Origin of the sequence: Streptomyces sp. NPDC093598, assembly GCF_044764825.1 — a bacterium.
GTDB lineage: Bacteria > Actinomycetota > Actinomycetes > Streptomycetales > Streptomycetaceae > Streptomyces.
Genome location: NZ_JBIWIV010000031.1, coordinates 1 through 17771 on the forward strand (window position 1 = coordinate 1; position 17771 = coordinate 17771).

The following is a 17771-nucleotide window of genomic DNA, read 5'->3' on the forward strand; positions in this document are numbered from 1 at the left end:
AAGCCCACCCCGAAGTCGTCCAGGTGCCGTGCGATGGCCAGCTTGTCGGCGACGGTGAGGTTGATGCCCTCCCGCTGGGCGCCGTCGCGCAGGGTCGTGTCGAAGACGTGGAAGTCGTCGGCCGGCGCGTACGGATGAACGCGATCGGCCCGTGCCGGACCCGGTGTTCCCATGGCGAGCTCCTCGTCCTGGAGGCGGCTGGATGCGGGGTCCCGAAGGTGCGGCCCCGGCGTCTGCGGGGCCGGTCCGCGGAGCGGGACGGGTGCACGGTACGACCGGTCGGGCGGGGGTGGAGGCCGCTTCCAGCGGCTCTGGAGCGGAACTCCGGCCACCGTGGCCGGGCGGCGGCCTTCCACCGGTTCTCCAGCGCCGGGTCAGCGAGGGCGGGCTCGCTCGGAGCATGCTGGACCTGCGCTTCCGCACAGAAGGAGGGGAGGGCACGGGGCTGCCGTGGCGCGCCCCGCACCTGCCATGACCACCAGCGAATTCCCGGTTCCGCGGGCCGCCCGGTCCGCCATGACCACGTGCCCGGGCCGTCCGGACCACCCGGACGCGCCGGCTGTGCACCTGCTCGGCCCGCTCGGGCCCGACGACCTCGGCGAGGTCCTCCGAGAACCGAAGGAAGGCCTCGGGGACCAGGATCGGCCCGGTTCCTCCGGTGACCGGGCCGCGCACCCCCGGCTCGAGCCCGCAGGGGCCGGCCGACATCTGCTGCACCTGCCGGGCGCCGCCCCCCGCGTCAGGGGTGCCCTCGCCGACCGGGTCATCGCCCGTGCCGCGCGGCTGCCCGTGGCAGGCACGCCCGCCACCCCGCTGCAGCGCGCCCTGCTCGCCGAGCACGACCTTTCGCCGGAACCCGGACGGCAGAGCGAGCAACTGGCGTTCGACTGGCACGGCCCCCTGGAACTCCCGGTGTTCACCGCCGCCTGGCGAGCGGTGTTCGCCGCCGAGGCGGTGCTGCGCAGCTGCTTCGACGACGGCCCGCACCCCCGGATCCTGGTCCTCGACACCGTCGAACCCGAGATCACCGCCCATCGTGTCCTGGACGGCACCCAGCCGGAACTCCGGTATCCCGCACGCGGCGTCGACCCGCGCCGTCCCGGCCCTCTCAGGATCACCGTGCTCCACCACCGCACCGGCGCGCGGATCGTGCTGACCTTTCATCTCGCACTGCTCGACGCCCGCAGTGTGCGGCTGCTGCTGCGCTCCTTCGCCCGCGCCTACCGGGCCGGTGGCCGGCTGCCCGGCGGTGAACGCCGCCCCGATCTGCGGGACCTGGCCGACTGGCTGACCACGCGACACCCCGACGAGGGCCTGCCTGCAGCCCCCCGTGTGTTCGCCGGCGCCGGAGGCACCGGCCACCATCGGCTGCGGCTGACCACGGCAGGCACCCGAGCGCTTCGTACGGCGGCCGGCAGATGGGGTTGCACCGAATCCACCGTGGTCCAGACGGTCTGGGCGCTGCTGCTGCACCACGACGCCGGGGCCCACGAGCCCGTCCCCGTGCGGTTCGCGGCCGCGGTCCCCGGCCGCACGGTCGCTCTGGACGGCACCTGCGGCCTTCCCGGCGCGCTGCGCACCGTGCTTCCCGTCACCGTCCTGGTCGACCCCCGGGAAACCCTCGCCGCGCTCACCGCCACTTTGCGCGACACCGCCGTCGACCACTTCGTCCGTGCCGGGACTCCCCCCGGCCGCACCCTGGACGACACCCTGGTCACTTTTGAGAACCCTCTGCGGGAGCACACCGCGACCGCGCGGGAACTCGCCGCCGCCGGCGTCCGTGTCACCCTGCCCGAGTCCCTCGGCGCGGACACCGTCCACCCCGTCACCCTCTGCGCCCATCACGACGAGGACGGCCGACTCGTCCTCACTCTGTCCCACCGCTTCGCGCCGGACGGCGCCGCCTTCGTGCTGGCCCGCGTCGAACTGCTCCTGCGTGCCCTGTCCGGGCCCCGGCCCCCCGTCACTGTGGCGGAGGCCCTGGCCCTCCTTCCGGCACCAGGAGGACGGGTCGTCCTGCGCCCGCCCCGGCTGGGACCGACGCCGCAAGCGGCGCCGGTCGTGCTGCGGCCGGGGATCCGGCCCGGACAGCTCCCGCGACCCGGGCCAGGTGGCAGAGCCCCGGCCCCGCCCGCCGTCTCAGCCGTCCCCACTGTCGCCCTGCTGGCCGCCCCCGGCGTCGACCGCTCGTACTACACCAGGCTGGCCCGGGCCTACCGTGGCCCCGAGCGCGTTGTCCTTCTCCCCACCCGGAACCGCCTCCCCGAGGGCGACCTGCGCGTTCTGGGCACGTTGGGCGGGGAGGCCGAGACCGCCTGCACGCTCGCGCACCGGGTGGCCGGACCCGCTCCGACGGTCGTGGTCGCCGCGCCCGCCACCGGCGCCACCGACTTCGCCGCCGCGCTGGCCGCAGCAGCAGCAGAGACCCGGGCCGACTCCTCGCACTGAGGTCCTGGGGCTGTCGCGCTCCAGGACCACTCAAGGACCTTTGAAACCGCCACGCGGGTATGGTTCCGTCATCCCTGGCTCCCGGGAGTGGCTTCCCGCCGCACTCCTCTTCTCGGGCAGGGGTCCCGCAGAGCGTCGCCGGTGGAGGCGAGGGTGCCGAGACTCGCCGGTGAGCAGGTCTGAACTGCGGGTTTCGGAGATGCGCTGACACCTGCGGGTGCGCTGCCACGGATCTATCGGGCGGACGGTCGGGTGCAGCAGCTTCGCTTCCCACAGAAAGCTTGCGCGATTGGGTCGATAAAAAACCTGCAGGCTGGTATTTTTCTGCGGGAGCTCCGGTACTGGGGCGGTCCGTCACTGGGGGAGGAACTTTCACGTCATGAAGGTCTTCGACGCGCACAACGGTGCCACCGGGCCGCGGCACAGCGAGGTGACCCGGTGAACCCCCGGCTCGCCCTGGTCGACGAGGCCGCGGCATCCACGGACGCGGCGCCTGCCCGGGTGGCCCCGGCCCGACCGCATACCGCGGGGCGGCGCCCCACCGTCCCGCTCGCCGCACTGAAACCCTCCGACTCGCCTCGGGTGGAGGGGGAGAGCGAGGCGCATGTGAAGCTGCTCGCCGCGCTGGAGACGCCGCTGCCGCCCTTGCTCGTACACCGGCCGACGATGCGCGTCATCGACGGTATGCACCGGCTGCGCGTCGCCCGGCTGCGCGGCGAGAGCGAAGTGGAGGTGGAGTTCTTCGACGGGGATCCGGAGGACGCGTTCGCCCTCGCAGTGCGGTTGAACGTCACCCATGGGCTGCCACTGACCCTGGCCGACCGCACCGCTGCCGCGGCCCGGATCCTGGCGGCGCACCCCACCTGGTCCGACCGGCGGATCGCGGCCGACACCGGCCTCGCGGCCGGAACGGTCGCGGCCGTCCGGCGGCGTTCAACCTCGCAGAGCGAACAGTCGAACGCACGGATGGGCAAGGACGGCCGGGTCCGGCCGCTGCACGCGGCCGAGGGCCGGCAGCGGGCCAGCCGGATCATCGCCGCCCGCCCGGAGGCCTCGCTGCGGGAGATCGCCCAGCAGGCCGGTATCGCGACGGCCACCGCCAAGGACGTACGCGACCGCATGCGACGCGGTGAGGACCCGGTCGCCCCGCGAACCCGTACCGTCCCGGCACCCGGCACGGCGCGCGGGGCTGCCCCGGGCCGCCCGGCCACCCGTACGTCGGACGCCGCGCTCGCGTTGATGTTGCCCCAACTGGGCAAGGACCCCTCGCTGCGCACCGAGGCCGGCCGGACGCTGCTCCACCTTCTCGGCCTCCACACGATCGGCGACGAGAAGCGGTGGAGCCGGCTGGCGCAGAGCGTCCCCGCCCACCGCGCGCACACCCTGGCCCAGGCCGCACGCCGCTGCGCCGATCACTGGCTGCGGCTGGCCCACGAGCTGGAGCTGCGGTGCCCGTGAGCAGCCACCGATCCCACCAGCCCGCCCCAGCCACGCGCCGTGTCCCGTCCCCGGGCCGCCCGCACACCGCGGGCCTGCCGCCCGCCCACCGGGCCCGGGTCGCCCCGGACAACCCGGGCATCCTCCGCCTGTGCCGCAACCGGGTGGTGGGCTGGTCGGTCCGAACGGCCGCCGGGCGAGCGGCCTGGTGGCGGATACGCAGGCCGGCGCGGAAACGGGCCCGGAAAGCCACACGGCAGGTCCCGGGAGGTTTCCCGGAAAGCAATCACCAGCGGCAACCCTGAATTCTCACGGAAATTCCGTGCGACGAGTACGAGGAGCGCGATGAACAAGCAAGGCGCAGTGGAATTCATATCCCCGGCCACCGGCCGGGACCCCTTCGACGGTGAGGTGTGAGAAATGGCTGTCGCATATCCGGAACTGGTGGCCGAGACGCCGTACATCTGGCGGGCGCCGCGGGGCGGGACCCACCGTCACCGGCTGATCTGTTTCCCGCATGCCGGAGCCGGTGCCGGTGCTTACGCCGAGTGGGCCGGGCTGGTTCCGCCGGAGATCGAGTTGGCCGCGGTCCAGCTGCCCGGCAGGCAGAACCGCATCGCGGAGGACCCGGTGACCGAGGTCGGCCCGCTGGTGCGGGTGCTGGCCCAGGCGCTGCGCCCGGTCCTGGACGGCCCCTTCTCGTTCTTCGGGCACTCGGGTGGGGCGGTGCTCGCCTTCGAGCTGGCCCGCGCGCTGCGGGACCGCGGCGGACCCCAGCCCCGCCACCTCTTCCTGTCCGCGCAGCCCGCCCCGGCCAGCGGCGGGCAGGTACGAGTTCTGCACGACCTGAGCGACGACGAGCTGACCGCCGAGGTGGTACGGCTGGGCGGCATCGAGCCGGAGATCGCCGCGGACGAGGACGTGATGGCGTCCCTGCTGCCCACGCTGCGGGCCGACTTCGACCTGTGGGAGCACCACGAGATCGCTCCCGGCGCCCGTCTGAACAGCCCGATCACGGTGCTCGGCGGGACCGACGACCCGCGGGCGCCGCTGGACACCCTGAACGGCTGGCGCGAGCAGACCGACGGCGAGTTCACCACCCGGCTCTTCCCGGGCGGCCACTTCTACTTCCTCGGCCACGCGGCCGAGTTGATCGACCACATCGGCCGGGCCGTCCTCGAGCCCGAGACGGCGGGAGCGGTGTCATGAGCGGGTCCGGAGCGATGGAACCGTCCCTGGTGAGGGAGATAGCGGCAGCAGTACGTGCGGTGCCCGGTGTGCAGGAGGCGGTGGCGGTGGTGCGGCAGAGCGCCCGCACGCTCGCCCCGGCACCGCCTACGGGTGCCGCGGCGGTGACCGCTCCCGCACCGCACGCTGCTGCCGCGCCGCCCGAGGCGGCCGGCGGCAAGCCGTCCTCCGAGCTGTACGGCGGCGATCTCACCGTCCCCGAAGGCGGTGCCACCACCCTCCAGGAGGCGCTGCGGCAGGCCGCCGCACTCGCCCCGGACAAGGGCACGGTGTACGTGCGCGCGGGCCACGAGCCGGAGCTGCAGACCTACCCCGAGCTCCTCGCGGAGGCCGAACGGGTCCTCGCCGGACTGCGCGCGGCCGGGCTGGAACCGGGCGACGCGGCGCTGTTCCTGTTCGCCGACCACCGCAGCTACATGACCGCGTTCTGGGCGTGTGTGATGGGAGGCTTCGTCCCCACCCCGGTCGCACTGGCCACCACGTACACCGCGCACAACGAGGCCAACCGCAAGCTGCGCGGCGCCTGGGAGCTGTGCGGCCATCCGGTGCTGCTCACCGACGAGGCCACCGCGCCCGCGCTGCGCGAGGTGCGCACCCTGTGGGGCGAGTCCACCGTCCGGGTCCTGTCGGTGGACAAGCTCGCCGCACACCCGGCCGACCACGACTGGTACCCGGCCACCGGGCACACCCCGGTGATCAACCTACTCACTTCCGGCAGCACCGGCGTCCCCAAGTGCGTCCAGCACACGCACGCGAGCGTCACCGCACGCACCTGGGCCGCCGCCCAGGGCCGCGGCTACACCGAGGACGACGTCAGCGTCATCTGGATGCCGCTGGACCACGTCACGATGGTCTTCTACAACATCCGCGACGTCTTCCTGCGCTGCCTGCACGTCAACGGCCGGATCGACGACTTCCTCGGTGACCCGCTGCTCTGGCTGGACCTCCTCGACCGCTACCGGGCGACCAACACCTGGGCCCCGAACTTCGCGTTCAACCTCGTCAACGAGTACGCCGACCGGATCGCCGCGGGCAGCTGGGACCTGAGCACCGTCCGTGAGTTCGCCAACGGCGGGGAGCCGGTCATCGCCGCGACCTGCCGGCGCTTCCTCCAGCTGCTCGCCCCGCACGGGCTGCGGCCCGACGCCATGGCCCCGGCCTGGGGCATGTCGGAGACCTGCTCGGGCGTCACCTACGCCACCCAGAGCCGCGACGACGAGCGGCTCGGAACGGTGGTGGTCGCCCCGTCCTCCTTCGACGGTGATCTGCGCTTCGCCGAGCGCGGCGGCAGCGGCAAGGACGCGGTGTCGTTCTCCACCGTCGGCGCCCCGCTGCCGGGCGTACGGATCCGGGTGGTGGACGCGCAGGGCGCCACCCTGCCCCAGGACCGGATCGGCGAGCTGCAGATCCGCGGCGTGACCATGATGCGCGGCTACCACGGCAACCCGGAGGCCGACCGCGCCGCCTTCGATGCCGACGGCTGGTTCCGCACCGGCGACCTGGCCTTCGTCCACGACGGACACCTGGTGATCGCCGGCCGGAAGAAGGACCAGATCGTGGTCCGCGGCGCCAACTACGTCGCCCATGAGCTGGAGAACGTGATCGAGGAGGCCGAGGGTGTCCGTGTCACCTACGCGGCCGCCACCGGGGTGCGCGAGCCGGGCGAGGGGTCGGACCGCCTGGTCGTCTTCTTCGTGCCGACGCGCTGGGACGAGGAGTTCCTCGACCGCACCCTGCGCGACATCAGGGCCCGGCTCGGTCGCGAGGTGGGTCTGGCCCCCGACCTGATCGTGCCGGTGACCACCGCCGAATTCCCCAAGACCGCCAGCGGGAAGATCCAGCGCAACGCGCTCGTCACCGACCTGAAGGCCGGCCGGTTCGCGGACCGGGTGCCCGCCCAGGCCGACGACGCGCGGGACGGGGACGGCCCGGAGCAGCCGTCCACGACCTGGTTCTTCCGCCGCCGGTGGGCCCGTCTCGACGAGGCCGCCGAGGACACCGGCGTCCCCGGTGAGGGGGTGCGGCTGGTCCTGGCAGGCCCCGGCGACCTGGTCGGCCTCGGCCTCGAGGAGGGCCGCACCGTGATCGTCGGCGAGGGCACCTCGTACGTCCAGGAGTCGCCGGTCGGCTTCCGGGCCGCGCCGGACGACGCGGGGCAGCTGGCCCGGGTGATCGAGACGGTGACCGCCCAGCACGGCGCGGTCTCCACCGTGGTGTGCGGCTGGACGCTGCCCACCCCGGGCCAGGACGCCGACCCGGCCGCCCGGCTCGCCGAGGTCACGGCCAGGATCACCGCGCTGGTGAAGGCGCTGGAGCGGAGCCCCGCCGCGGGCGCCGGCCGCCCGCTGCTGCTGGTGCTGACCACCGGCGCGGTGCACGTCCGCCCCGGGGACCGCGTCGACCTCGGGGTGTGCGCGGTGCCGGGTCTGATCCGTACCGCCGTCACCGAGGTCACCGCGGCCACCGTCCGTCAGCTCGACCTGCCCGCCGACCGTGGGCAGTGGGCCGCCGCGCTCCGCGGCGAACTCGCCGACCGCACCCACGGCGGGGTGGTCGCGGCCCGCGACGGGCTGCGCTGGCAGTCCCGGCTGCGGCCGCTCGGGCGGGAGGAGACCACCGCCCCGCCACAGCTGGTGCCGGGCGGCCTGTATCTGGTCACCGGCGGCCTGGGCGGTGTCGCGCTGGACGTGGCCGGGTACCTGCTCGCCGCCTACGGGGTGAAGCTGCTGCTGGTCGGACGCTCCGAGGCCACCGGGGAGAAGGCGGAAGCCCTCGCCGGACTGTCCGCGCTCGGCGAAGTGCACTACGTCCCGGCCGACGTCGCCGACGCCGAGGCCCTGCGGGCGGCCGTGGACGGCGCCGAGGAGCGCTTCGGCCGCGCTCTGGACGGAGTGCTGCACCTGGCGGCGGCCGACGTCACCGGGCAGTGGAGCGATCTGGAACGGCACACCCTGGCCCGGGAGACCGCGGCCGGTTACGCCCGCCAGTACCGGGCCAAGGTCTCCGGCACGCTCGCCGTCGCCCAGGTCCTGGAGAGCCGCCCCTGGGCCTCGCTGGTGCTCTTCGGCTCGGTCAACGGCGAGTTCGGCGGTCGCTCCTTCGGCGCGTACTCCGCCGCCAACACCTTCCTGGTGGGCTTCGCCGACCACTGGCGTCACGAGCGCGGCCGGGACGTGCGCTGCCTGGCCTGGAGCATGTGGGAGGGCGTCGGCATGAACCGGGGACGGTCGGCCGCCCCGGCCCGGCAGCGCGGCTTCACCGCGCTCAGTCCGGACGACGGGCTGCGCGCCTTCCTCGCCGCCACCGCCCTGCCCGACCCCTATCTCCTGGTCGGCCTGGACCCGGAGAACCCGGTGATCCTCGCCGAGCTGGCCACCGACGAGCTGAGTACCCGCGAGATCCTCGTGGCGTACACCGCCGGGGAGACCGACCCGGAGGCCGTGCACACCGCTCTGGAACCGGTGCTGCGGGACTTCCCCGTTCCGGTACGGCTGCTGCGGGTGGCCCACATCCCCAAGGACGCGGCCGGCGTGGTGGACAGCACCGAGCTGCTGCTCGACGCGGCCGCGCGCCGCCCCGCCCGGCACAAGGCACACGAGGCCCCGGCCGGGGACCTGGAGCGGCGGATCGCCGTGCTGTGGGGCGATGTGCTGCAGCAGTCGGTGGTGGGTCGCTCGGATTCGTTCTTCGACGTCGGCGGGAACTCGCTGCGGGCCACTCGCCTGCTGGCCCGGCTCGACGAGGAGTTCGGCATCCGGCTGACCGCCAACGAGCTGTACGAGAACCCCACCGTGGCAGGCCTCGGCCGGGCCCTGACCGCGGCGGGCGTGACGGTGGCGGTGCCGGCGGGAGCCGCGGGCTGAGGCAGACCGGGGCGGACACGAGAGAGCACGCACCGCCCCGGGAAGACCCTGCGGGAATACACGGCGGAAAGAATACGGAGACGATTGTTCCGTATTCTTTCCGCCGTTGTCTCATGCGCTGAAAAAACCGTGTCCCGCCAGGCTCTGGAGGCTCGCTCGAAGTCCTCTCCAAGCCTGCTCGTTATTCCCTTCCGGGGGTAACGCGGTGCCTTGTTGGAGGGGTGCACGCTGATTACTGTCGTTCCCGGATCGAAGAACCGCTCGGAAATCGGAAAGAGATCCCCGGTACGGCATGGCGGGGTGAATTCTTTCCGGTTGCCGCACAGGCACGGAAAGCACCGGAAACGCCGGAAGAACCGACCACACCGGACGAGAGAAGAGGCGTACGACATGACCGCTCAGTGGCGAACGGAAGGGGCGCCGTCCGCCCACGGGTACGCCGGACAGGACGCCGACGGGGAACAGGCCGCGCTGCTGCGGGCCGGCATGGAGGGACTGCGCCGCACCGATCCCGAGCTGGCGCTGCTGCTCGACGCCGAGGTACGGAGCCAGAACGCCACCTTGGCGATGATCGCTTCGGCGAGCATCGCCGACCCCTCGGTCCTCGCCGCGGGCGGAGCCGCCCTGTCGAACGTCACCGCCGAGGGCTACCCCGGCAACCGCTACCACCCCGGCGCCGCCCGTTTCGACGAGATCGAGCGGATCGCGGTGGAGCGGGCCAAGGAACTGTTCGGCGCCGCCTACGCCAACGTGCAGCCGCACTCCTGCTCGTCGGCCAACCTGGCGGTGCTCTCCGCGCTGATCCCGCCGGGCGGCACCCTCCTCGGCCTGGACCTGGACGCCGGCGGCCACCTCACGCACGGCTCGCCCGCCTCGGTGACCGGCCGTCACTTCCGCGCCGTGCACTACGGACTGGACAGCGCCGGCCGGATCGACTTCGGTCAGGTCGCCGCACTCACCGCCGAACACCGGCCGAAGGTGATCATCGCCGGAGCCAGTGCCTACCCGCGCACGGTCGACTTCGAGCGCTTCCGCGCCATCGCCGACACCGTCGGCGCCTACCTCCTCGCCGACATCTCGCACATCGCCGGACTGGTCGCGGCGGGTGAGCACCCCAGCCCGGTGGACATCGCCCACCTCACCACCACCTCCACCTACAAGCAGCTCGGTGGCCCGCGCGGCGGGCTGATCCTGAGCGGCAAGGAGCACCGCACACCCGGCCCGGACGGACGCACCCCGCTGTCCCGGCTGATGCAGCGCGCGGTCTTCCCGCAGTCGCAGGGCACCCCCAGCCCGGCGGCCATCGCCGCCAAAGCCCGCGCATTCGCGCTGGCCGCCGAGCCGACGTTCCGCGAGACCGCCCGCCTGACCGTCACCGGAGCCGCCGCCCTCGCCGACGAGCTGGCCGACCTCGGCCACCGGGTGCTCACCGGCGGCACCGACAACCACATGGTGCTGCTCGACATCGGCGAGTACGGGCTGACCGGGGTGGTCGCCGAACGCGCCCTGGAGGAGTGCGGGATCCTCGCCAACCGCAACCGGATCCCCGGCGACACCAAGCCGCCGTTGGTCACCAGCGGCCTGCGGCTCGGCACGAACATCCTCGCCCAGCGCGGCATGGGCCCCGCCCAGACCCGGCACTGCGCCCGTCTGGTGCACGCCGTGCTGAACGCCACCGTTCCGCTCGGCGACACCGAGTACCGCATCGACCCGGAACAGGCCGCCGGATTCCGCGCCGAAGTGCGCGAGCTGTGCGCCCGCCACCCGCTGCCCCTGGAGATCCGGGAAAGCAGCCCCGCCCCCCTGATCGGAGCCGGCCAGTGAACCACGACCGTAAGGACACCGCCCCGGTGCTGCTGCCGGCCGACCGGCCGCGCCGCCCCGGAGCCCTGCCCCGCTGCTCGGCCGTGGCACGGTCCGCCTCCGCCCTCCTCGCCGGGACGACCGCCCCGGCCCGGGCCGAGACGCTGACCGCGGCCTTCGCCGCGCTGCTGTTCCGCTGCACCGGCCAGCAGGACCTCTCCTTCGCCCGCACCGGCCCGGACGGCACCGAGCAGGTCCGCATCACCGTCACCGGCGAGTCCACCCTCCGGCGGATCACCGCCGCCCTCACCACCGGGCCCGTCACCGGCACCACCCCGGTCGCCCTGCGGTTCACCACCGCCGACCGACCGGCCGAGCCCGGTGGACCGTACGAACTGCAGCTGACCGTGGACGACCGGGGCGGCCTGGCGCTCTTCTACGACCCCGGCCTCTTCGAGGCCGCCACCGCCGAGCGGCTCCTCGGGCACTTCGCCACCCTGGCCCAGGACGCCGCGAGCCGCCCCGAGGAACCGGCCGCGACCCTCCGGCTGCTCTCCGACGAGGAACTGCACCGCGTCCTCGTCGAGTGGAACCGCACCGAGACCGACCTTCCGGCCGCCGCCGGCTGCCTCCACGAGACGTTCCAGGCGCAGGCGGCCCGCAGGCCCGGCGCGAGCGCCCTGATCCACCGCGGCGAGCACTTCACCTACGAGCGGGTCAACACCGAGGCCAACCGCCTCGCCCACCACCTGCGCACCCTCGGAGTCGGTCCCGACGTCCGGGTCGGTCTCTGCCTGGAACGCTCGCCCGAACTGCTCGTCGGCATCCTCGGCATCCTCAAGGCCGGCGGCGCCTACGTCCCCCTCGACCCCGACTACCCCACCGGACGCATCGCCGCCATGGCCGAAGGCACCGCCTGCACGGTCAGCGTCACCACCCGGTCCCTGGCCGACCGGCTCCCGGACGGCCAGACCTCCCCGGTCCTGCTCGGCGAGGACGGCACCGACCTCTCCGGGCTGCCCGACCACGATCCCGAGCCGCTCGCCGGGCCGGACCACCTCTGCTACGTCATCCACACCTCGGGCTCCACCGGCGCCCCCAAGCCGATCGCGCTGGAGCACCGCGGGGTGATGAACAACCTCGCCGACCTCAACTCCCGCTTCCACGCGGGCGAGGGCGACGCGGTGCTCTCGCTCTCCTCGCCCAGCTTCGACATGTCCGTCTACGAATACCTGGGCATCACCGCGGCCGGCGGCACCGTCGTCGTTCCCGACCCGGACCGCGCCAAGGACCCCGCCCACTGGGTGGACCTCGTCACCACCCACGGCGTCACCGTCTGGAACACCGCGCCGGCCCTCCTCGAACTCCTCGTCGACCACCTGGAGCACAGCGGCGCCGCCCCGATCACCTCACTGCGCGCCGCCATGCTCGGCGGCGACTGGATTCCCGTCCCACTGCCCGACCGCGCCCGCCGCGTCGCCCCGCGCATGCGGATCCTCGCTCTCGGCGGCGCCACCGAGGCCTCCATCCACTCCACGGTCTACGAGGTGGGAGAGGTCGGCGCCGACTGGCCGAGCATCCCCTACGGCCGTCCCATGGCCAACCAGCGCACCTATCTCCTCGACGACGCCTTCCAGCCGGTCCCGCCGGGCGTCCCCGGCGAGCTGTACCTGGCCGGCACCGGCGTCGCCCGCGGCTACCTCGACCGCCCCGAACTGACCGCCGAACGCTTCTTCACCTGGACCCACGCCGGAGTCACCGAACGCCTCTACCGCACCGGCGACATGGCCCGGTACGGCGCCGACGGCCTGATCGAACTTCTCGGCCGAAAGGACTTCCAGGTCAAGCTGAACGGGCTGCGCATCGAACTCGGCGAGATCGAGGCGGTGCTGCGCTCCCACCCGGACGTGCAGCAGAGCGCGGTCCTCGCTCACCGGGGACAGCTGGTCGCCTATGTGGTCACCGACGCCGGGGAGCGGACCGGCACCGGCGTCCTGGAAGCGCTGCGGGAGCTGACGGAGCAGAAGCTGCCCGCCTACATGGTGCCCAAGGTGATCACCCCGCTGGACGCGCTGCCGCTCACGCCCAACGGCAAGGTCGACCGCAAGGGGCTGCCCGAGCCGGAGTCGGCGGGCGCCGCCTACCGTGCCCCGGCCGCCGGGCTCGAGCAGCATCTGGCGGAGGTCTTCGCCGACGTGCTCGGCCTGGACCGCGTGGGCGCCGACGACGACTTCGTGGCGCTGGGCGGCGACTCCATCAGGGCCATCCAGGTGGTCACCCGGGCCCGCGCCCGGGGCCTGGCCGTCACCCCTCGGCAGGTCCTGGAGCTCCGCACGGTCGCCGCGCTCGCCGTGGCCTCCGCTCCCGCCGGAGAACCGGAGCAGCCGACCGCGGCCGGACCGCTCACCGACATCGACGACGCCGACCTGGCCGCCTTCCGCCGCGCCTACCCCGGGCTCAGTGAGGTGTGGCCGCTGACCCCGATGCAGTCCGGCATGCTCTTCGAGTCGATGCTCGGCGACAGCGGCGCCGACACCTACCAGCTGCAGACCGTCTACCACCTCACCGGCCCGGTCGACGCCGTCCGGCTGCGGGCGGCAGGGCAGGCCCTGCTGGACCGGCATGCCAGTCTGCGGGTCGCCTTCGCCCCGGACACCTCCGGCGAGCTGCGGCAGGTCGTGCAGGACGGGATCGTCCTGCCCTGGCAGGAGAAGGACCTCGGCGACCTCACCGACCCCGAACGGGACGAGGCACTGGCCCGCTTCCTCGCCGAGGACCGCGCCCACCGCTTCGACGTGGCCACCGCGCCGCTGCTGCGCATGACCCTGGTCCGGACCGGGCCGGAGCGCGCCGTCCTCGTCCTGACCACCCATCACGCCGTCCTGGACGGCTGGTCGGAACAGGTCATCGCCCGCGAGCTGCCCGGGCTGTACGCGGCCGGCGGCCAGGGCGAGGGCCCGGCCCACGGCTACCGCTCCTACCTGTCCTGGCTGAACAGCCAGGACCGCGAGGAGAGCGCCCGCGCCTGGGCGGAGGAACTCGCCGGCCTGGACGGGCCGACCCTGGTGGCGCCCGAGGCCGGGGTCCGTCCCGCGGCCGCCGAGGTGGGGGAGATCCAGCTGCCGCTGGCGCCCGGCGAGATGACGGAGTTCGGCCGCGCCGCCTCCTCCCTCGGCGTCACCGTCAACACCCTGGTGCAGGGCGCCTGGGCGGTCCTGGTCTCCCAGCTGGCCGGACGCCGGGACGTCGTGTTCGGCGCGGCGGTCTCCGGCCGTCCCGGCACCCTGCCGGGCGTGGAGTCGATGGTCGGCCTGTTCATCAACACCCTCCCGGTGAGGGTGCGCTGCGCGCCGGGCGACACCGCCGCCGCCATGCTGACCGGTCTCCAACGGCGGCAGACCGCACTGCTCGACCACCACCACCACGGCCTGACCGACATCCACCAGGCCGTCGGTCTGGACGCGCTGTTCGACACCCTGGTGGCCTTCCAGTCCTTCCCCACGGACGAGGCAAGCACCGGCGAGGCGGCACGGGCGGCCGGCTTCGAGGTCACCTCGGTGGACTCGGTGGGCGGCGCCAACTACCCGCTGGCACTGATCGTCGAGGACGACCGGCTCACCCTGCAGTACCAGCCGCACCTCTTCGACCGCACCGCGGCCGGCGAGATCGCCGCCCGCTTCCACCTGGTGCTGCGGCAGCTGGCCGACGACCCGGAGCGCAAGCTGGCCTCGGTGGACGTGCTGCTGCCCGCCGAACGCGACCTGTTCACCGCCCGTTACCCTGCGGGCGGCGTGCTCCCCGCGGAGGACGACGAGAGCGTGGTGGAGCTGTTCCGGCGACAGGCCGCCGCAACGCCCGGCACGCCCGCACTCACCGGCGACGACACCTCGCTGACCTACCAGCAGCTGGACGCGCTCACCGACCGGGCGGCCCGCGGCCTGACCCGCCTCGGCGCCGGGCCCGGCACGGTGGTGGCACTCGCTCTGCCGCGCTCCCCGCAGCTGGCCGTCGCCCTGCTGGCCACCGCCAAAGCGGGCGCCGGCTGGGTCCTCACCGACCCGGCCGCCGACGCCACCCGGCGCACCACCGCCCTGATCCAGGCCCAGCCCGAACTGGCCGTCACCGCCCCCGGCGCCGCCCCGGACCCGGCCTTCGCCACCATCCCGACGGTCTCCTTCGACCGGCTGACCGACGACGCCGACACCCCGGACCCCGTCCCGGACGCCCCCGCCCCGCTGCCCCGGGAGCTCGCCTGGGTGCGCTACCCGGCCGAGGCCTCCGACGGCGCCGCGGTCCCCTGGAAGCTGCTGAACGCCGAGATCCGGCGCTTCGCCGCGGTCGCCGGAATAGCCCCCGGCGACCGGGTCCTGGCGCTCTCCCGGCACGTGGACGCCGCGGCCCTGGAGATCCTCGGCACCCTGTGCGCGGGCGCCACCGCCGAGGTGCCCCGCGACATGTCCGGCCTCTCGGCGCAGGGCTGGCAGGGCGAGGTGATCAGCACCTCGGCCCCGCTGCTCGCCGGGATCCTGGACGGCACCACCGCACCGCTCCGGGTCCGCACCGCGGTCCTCACCGGAGAGGTGCTCCTCGGCTCCTTCGTCCGCCGGATCCGTGAGCGGATCGCCGGGATCCGGGTGGTCAACGCCTACGGCACCGCCGCGACCGTCCCGGCCACCGCCCTCAACACCGCCGAGGGACACCCCGACACCGGCCCCGTCCCGCTCGGCAGCCCCCTGCCCGCGGTCCGCGCCTACGTCCTGGGCGCCGGCCTCCAGCTGCTGCCGCCGGGCGTCACCGGCGAGCTGTATCTGGCCGGCGACCTCGCCGTCGGCTACCACGGGCAGGCGGCGCTCACCGCCCACCGGTTCGTCGCCGACCCCTACGGCCCGCCCGGCTCGCGCATGTACCGCACCGGCGACCTCGCCCGCTGGAGCGCCGACGGCGAACTGGAGTACGCCGGGCACACCGACGACCTGGTGCGGATCTCAGGCCGACCGGTGCACACCGGCGACGTCGAGGCGGCCCTGGCCGCCCACCCGGAGGTCTCCCGGGCCACCGTGACGGCCCGCCCCGGTCCGGAAGGCGGCCCTCCGGAGCTCGCCGGGTACGCCGTCCCCCTGCCGGACGCCACCCCCACCGGACAGGCGCTGCGCGACTTCGTGGCCGACCGGCTGCCCGCACACATGGTCCCGCCGACGGTGACGGTCCTCCGGGACCTGCCGCTCACCCCGGAAGGCACGGTGGACCACCACGCCCTGCCCGAGCCCGGCACCCCTCCCGCCGCCGACGGGCCCCGGCCCGGCCGCACCCCGCAGGAGGAGGCGCTGTGCGCCCTGTTCGCCGAGGTCCTGGGCGTGGAGCGGGTCGGTATCGACGACAGCTTCTTCGCCCTCGGCGGCAACTCGCTGAAGGCGACCCGGCTGCTCGGCCGGATGCGCAAGACCCTCGGGATCGAGACCTCGATCCGGACCCTTTTCCAGTATTCGACGATTGCGGAGCTCTCGGGTCACGTCCAGGCCGTAGCAGCCACCAAGAGCCGGCCCCGTCTGCGCAAGATGACCAAGGAGTAGACCCACCGTGATTCCCTTGTCCTACGCTCAGCGCCGGCTGTGGTTCCTCGACCGCTTCGAAGGCGCATCGGCCACCTACAACGTGCCGCTCGCGCTGCACCTCAGCGGTGAACCGGACGTCCCCGCGCTCACCGCGGCGTTGGGCGACGTCGTGGCCCGCCACGAGGTCCTGCGCACCGTCCTGTCCGAGCAGGACGGCGTCCCGTTCCAGCGGATCCTGCCGGCCGGCCAGACCGGCGGCTCCGACGGCGTGGTCCGTACGATCCCCGACCTGCCGGTCGTGCCGGTGGAGCCGGACAAGGTGGACGACACGGTCCAGCAGCTCATCTCGTACGCCTTCGACCTGTACGAGGAGATCCCGGTCCGGGCCCGCCTGCTGCGATCATCGCCGCGGGAGCACGTGCTCGTCCTGCTCTTCCACCACATCGCGGCGGACGGCGAGTCGGCGGTCCCGCTCCTGAAGGACCTGTCCGAGGCGTACACCGCCCGGCTGGCGGGCCACGCACCGGACTGGGAGGAACTGCCGGTCCAGTACAGCGATTACACGCTCTGGCAGCGGGAGATGCTCGGTGACGAGACCGACCCTGACTCGGAGCTCAACAGCCAGCTGGCCTACTGGCAGGAGCAGCTGGCGGACCTCCGACAGCCGCTGAACCTGCCGCTGGACCGCGTCCGTCCGCCGGTGGCCGGGCACGCCGGCGACCACGTGGAGTTCCGCATCGAGCCGGAGCTGCGCGCGGTGGTGGAGCGGGTGGCGCAGGAGCGCGGCATGACCGTGTCGATGGTGCTGCAGTCGGTGCTCGCGGTCCTCCTGCGCCACCTGGGCGGCGGCGAGGACATACCGGTCGGCTCGCCGATCGCGGGCCGCGTGGACGAGGACCTGTCCGGCCTGATCGGCTTCTTCGTCAACACCTGGGTGCTGCGGGTCCGGCTGGCCGGCGACCCCACGTTCGACGAGCTGCTGGAACAGGTCAAGGACAAGGCACTGCAGGCGTACGACAACCAGGACGCGCCGTTCGACATGCTGGTGGACCGGCTCAGCCCCGAGCGGTCCACCGCCTACAACCCGCTCTTCCAGGTCTTCTTCGCCTGGCAGAACATCTCCAGCCCGGAGATCGACCTGCCGGGCCTGGAGGCCCGGCTCGACTTCGAACAGCTCGGCAACGACACCGCCAAGTTCGACCTGGAGTTCAACATCGCCCCTGACGGGAAGGGCGGGGCGCGCGGCACCATCGAGTACGCCACGGACCTGTTCGACCGTACGACGGTGCAGTCCATCGGCGAGCGCTTTGTGACGGTGCTGCGGAAGCTGGTCGCTGATCCGTCGGTGCCGGTGGGGCGTGTGGAGGTGCTGGAGCCGGCGGAGCGGGCGTTGTTGCTCGAGGAGTACAACGCCACCCAG

At 73.5% G+C, this 17771-nt stretch carries 8 protein-coding genes; 7 read left to right on the top strand and 1 reads right to left on the bottom strand.

Annotated features, from left to right (window positions below; translation table 11 throughout):
- Positions 1-173: hypothetical protein (locus ACIRDU_RS38360; RefSeq protein WP_403588833.1), on the bottom strand; the 173-nt coding region annotated here is incomplete at its 3' end.
- A 298-nt stretch (positions 174-471) separates the two neighbouring features.
- Between ACIRDU_RS38360 and ACIRDU_RS38365 the strand changes: the two genes are divergently transcribed.
- The 7 genes from ACIRDU_RS38365 to ACIRDU_RS38395 form a co-directional block, all read left to right on the top strand.
- Complete coding sequence (locus ACIRDU_RS38365) at positions 472-2448, top strand: hypothetical protein (protein ID WP_403588822.1); 1977 nt, start codon at positions 472-474, stop codon at positions 2446-2448.
- 438 nt (positions 2449-2886) lie between these two features.
- Complete coding sequence (locus tag ACIRDU_RS38370) at positions 2887-3906, top strand: ParB/RepB/Spo0J family partition protein (RefSeq protein WP_403588824.1); 1020 nt, start codon at positions 2887-2889, stop codon at positions 3904-3906.
- A gap of 399 nt (positions 3907-4305) precedes the next feature.
- Positions 4306-5094, top strand: coding sequence for an alpha/beta fold hydrolase (locus ACIRDU_RS38375; protein WP_391215493.1), 789 nt, complete (start codon positions 4306-4308; stop codon positions 5092-5094).
- Positions 5091-8996, top strand: coding sequence for an SDR family NAD(P)-dependent oxidoreductase (locus ACIRDU_RS38380; RefSeq protein ID WP_403588827.1), 3906 nt, complete (start codon positions 5091-5093; stop codon positions 8994-8996). The genes ACIRDU_RS38375 and ACIRDU_RS38380 overlap by 4 nt, the downstream gene beginning before the upstream one ends.
- Positions 8997-9482: 486 nt before the next feature.
- On the top strand, positions 9483-10820 hold the full coding sequence (gene glyA / locus ACIRDU_RS38385; RefSeq protein ID WP_403588835.1) for a serine hydroxymethyltransferase: 1338 nt from the start codon (positions 9483-9485) through the stop codon (positions 10818-10820).
- Complete coding sequence (locus tag ACIRDU_RS38390; protein ID WP_403588829.1) at positions 10817-16369, top strand: amino acid adenylation domain-containing protein; 5553 nt, start codon at positions 10817-10819, stop codon at positions 16367-16369. The genes glyA and ACIRDU_RS38390 overlap by 4 nt, the downstream gene beginning before the upstream one ends.
- A 16-nt stretch (positions 16370-16385) precedes the next feature.
- Positions 16386-17771 (top strand): condensation domain-containing protein (locus ACIRDU_RS38395; protein ID WP_403588831.1); only part of this gene is annotated, 1386 nt, incomplete at its 3' end.

Bases quoted from the DNA above. Each gene is read 5' to 3' on its own strand.
- ACIRDU_RS38365 (WP_403588822.1), top strand. From the start codon at position 472: ATGACCACCAGCGAATTCCCGGTTCCGCGGGCCGCCCGGTCCGCCATG.
- ACIRDU_RS38375 (WP_391215493.1), top strand. From the start codon at position 4,306: ATGGCTGTCGCATATCCGGAACTGGTGGCCGAGACGCCGTACATCTGG.
- ACIRDU_RS38380 (WP_403588827.1), top strand. From the start codon at position 5,091: ATGAGCGGGTCCGGAGCGATGGAACCGTCCCTGGTGAGGGAGATAGCG.
- glyA (WP_403588835.1), top strand. From the start codon at position 9,483: ATGGAGGGACTGCGCCGCACCGATCCCGAGCTGGCGCTGCTGCTCGAC.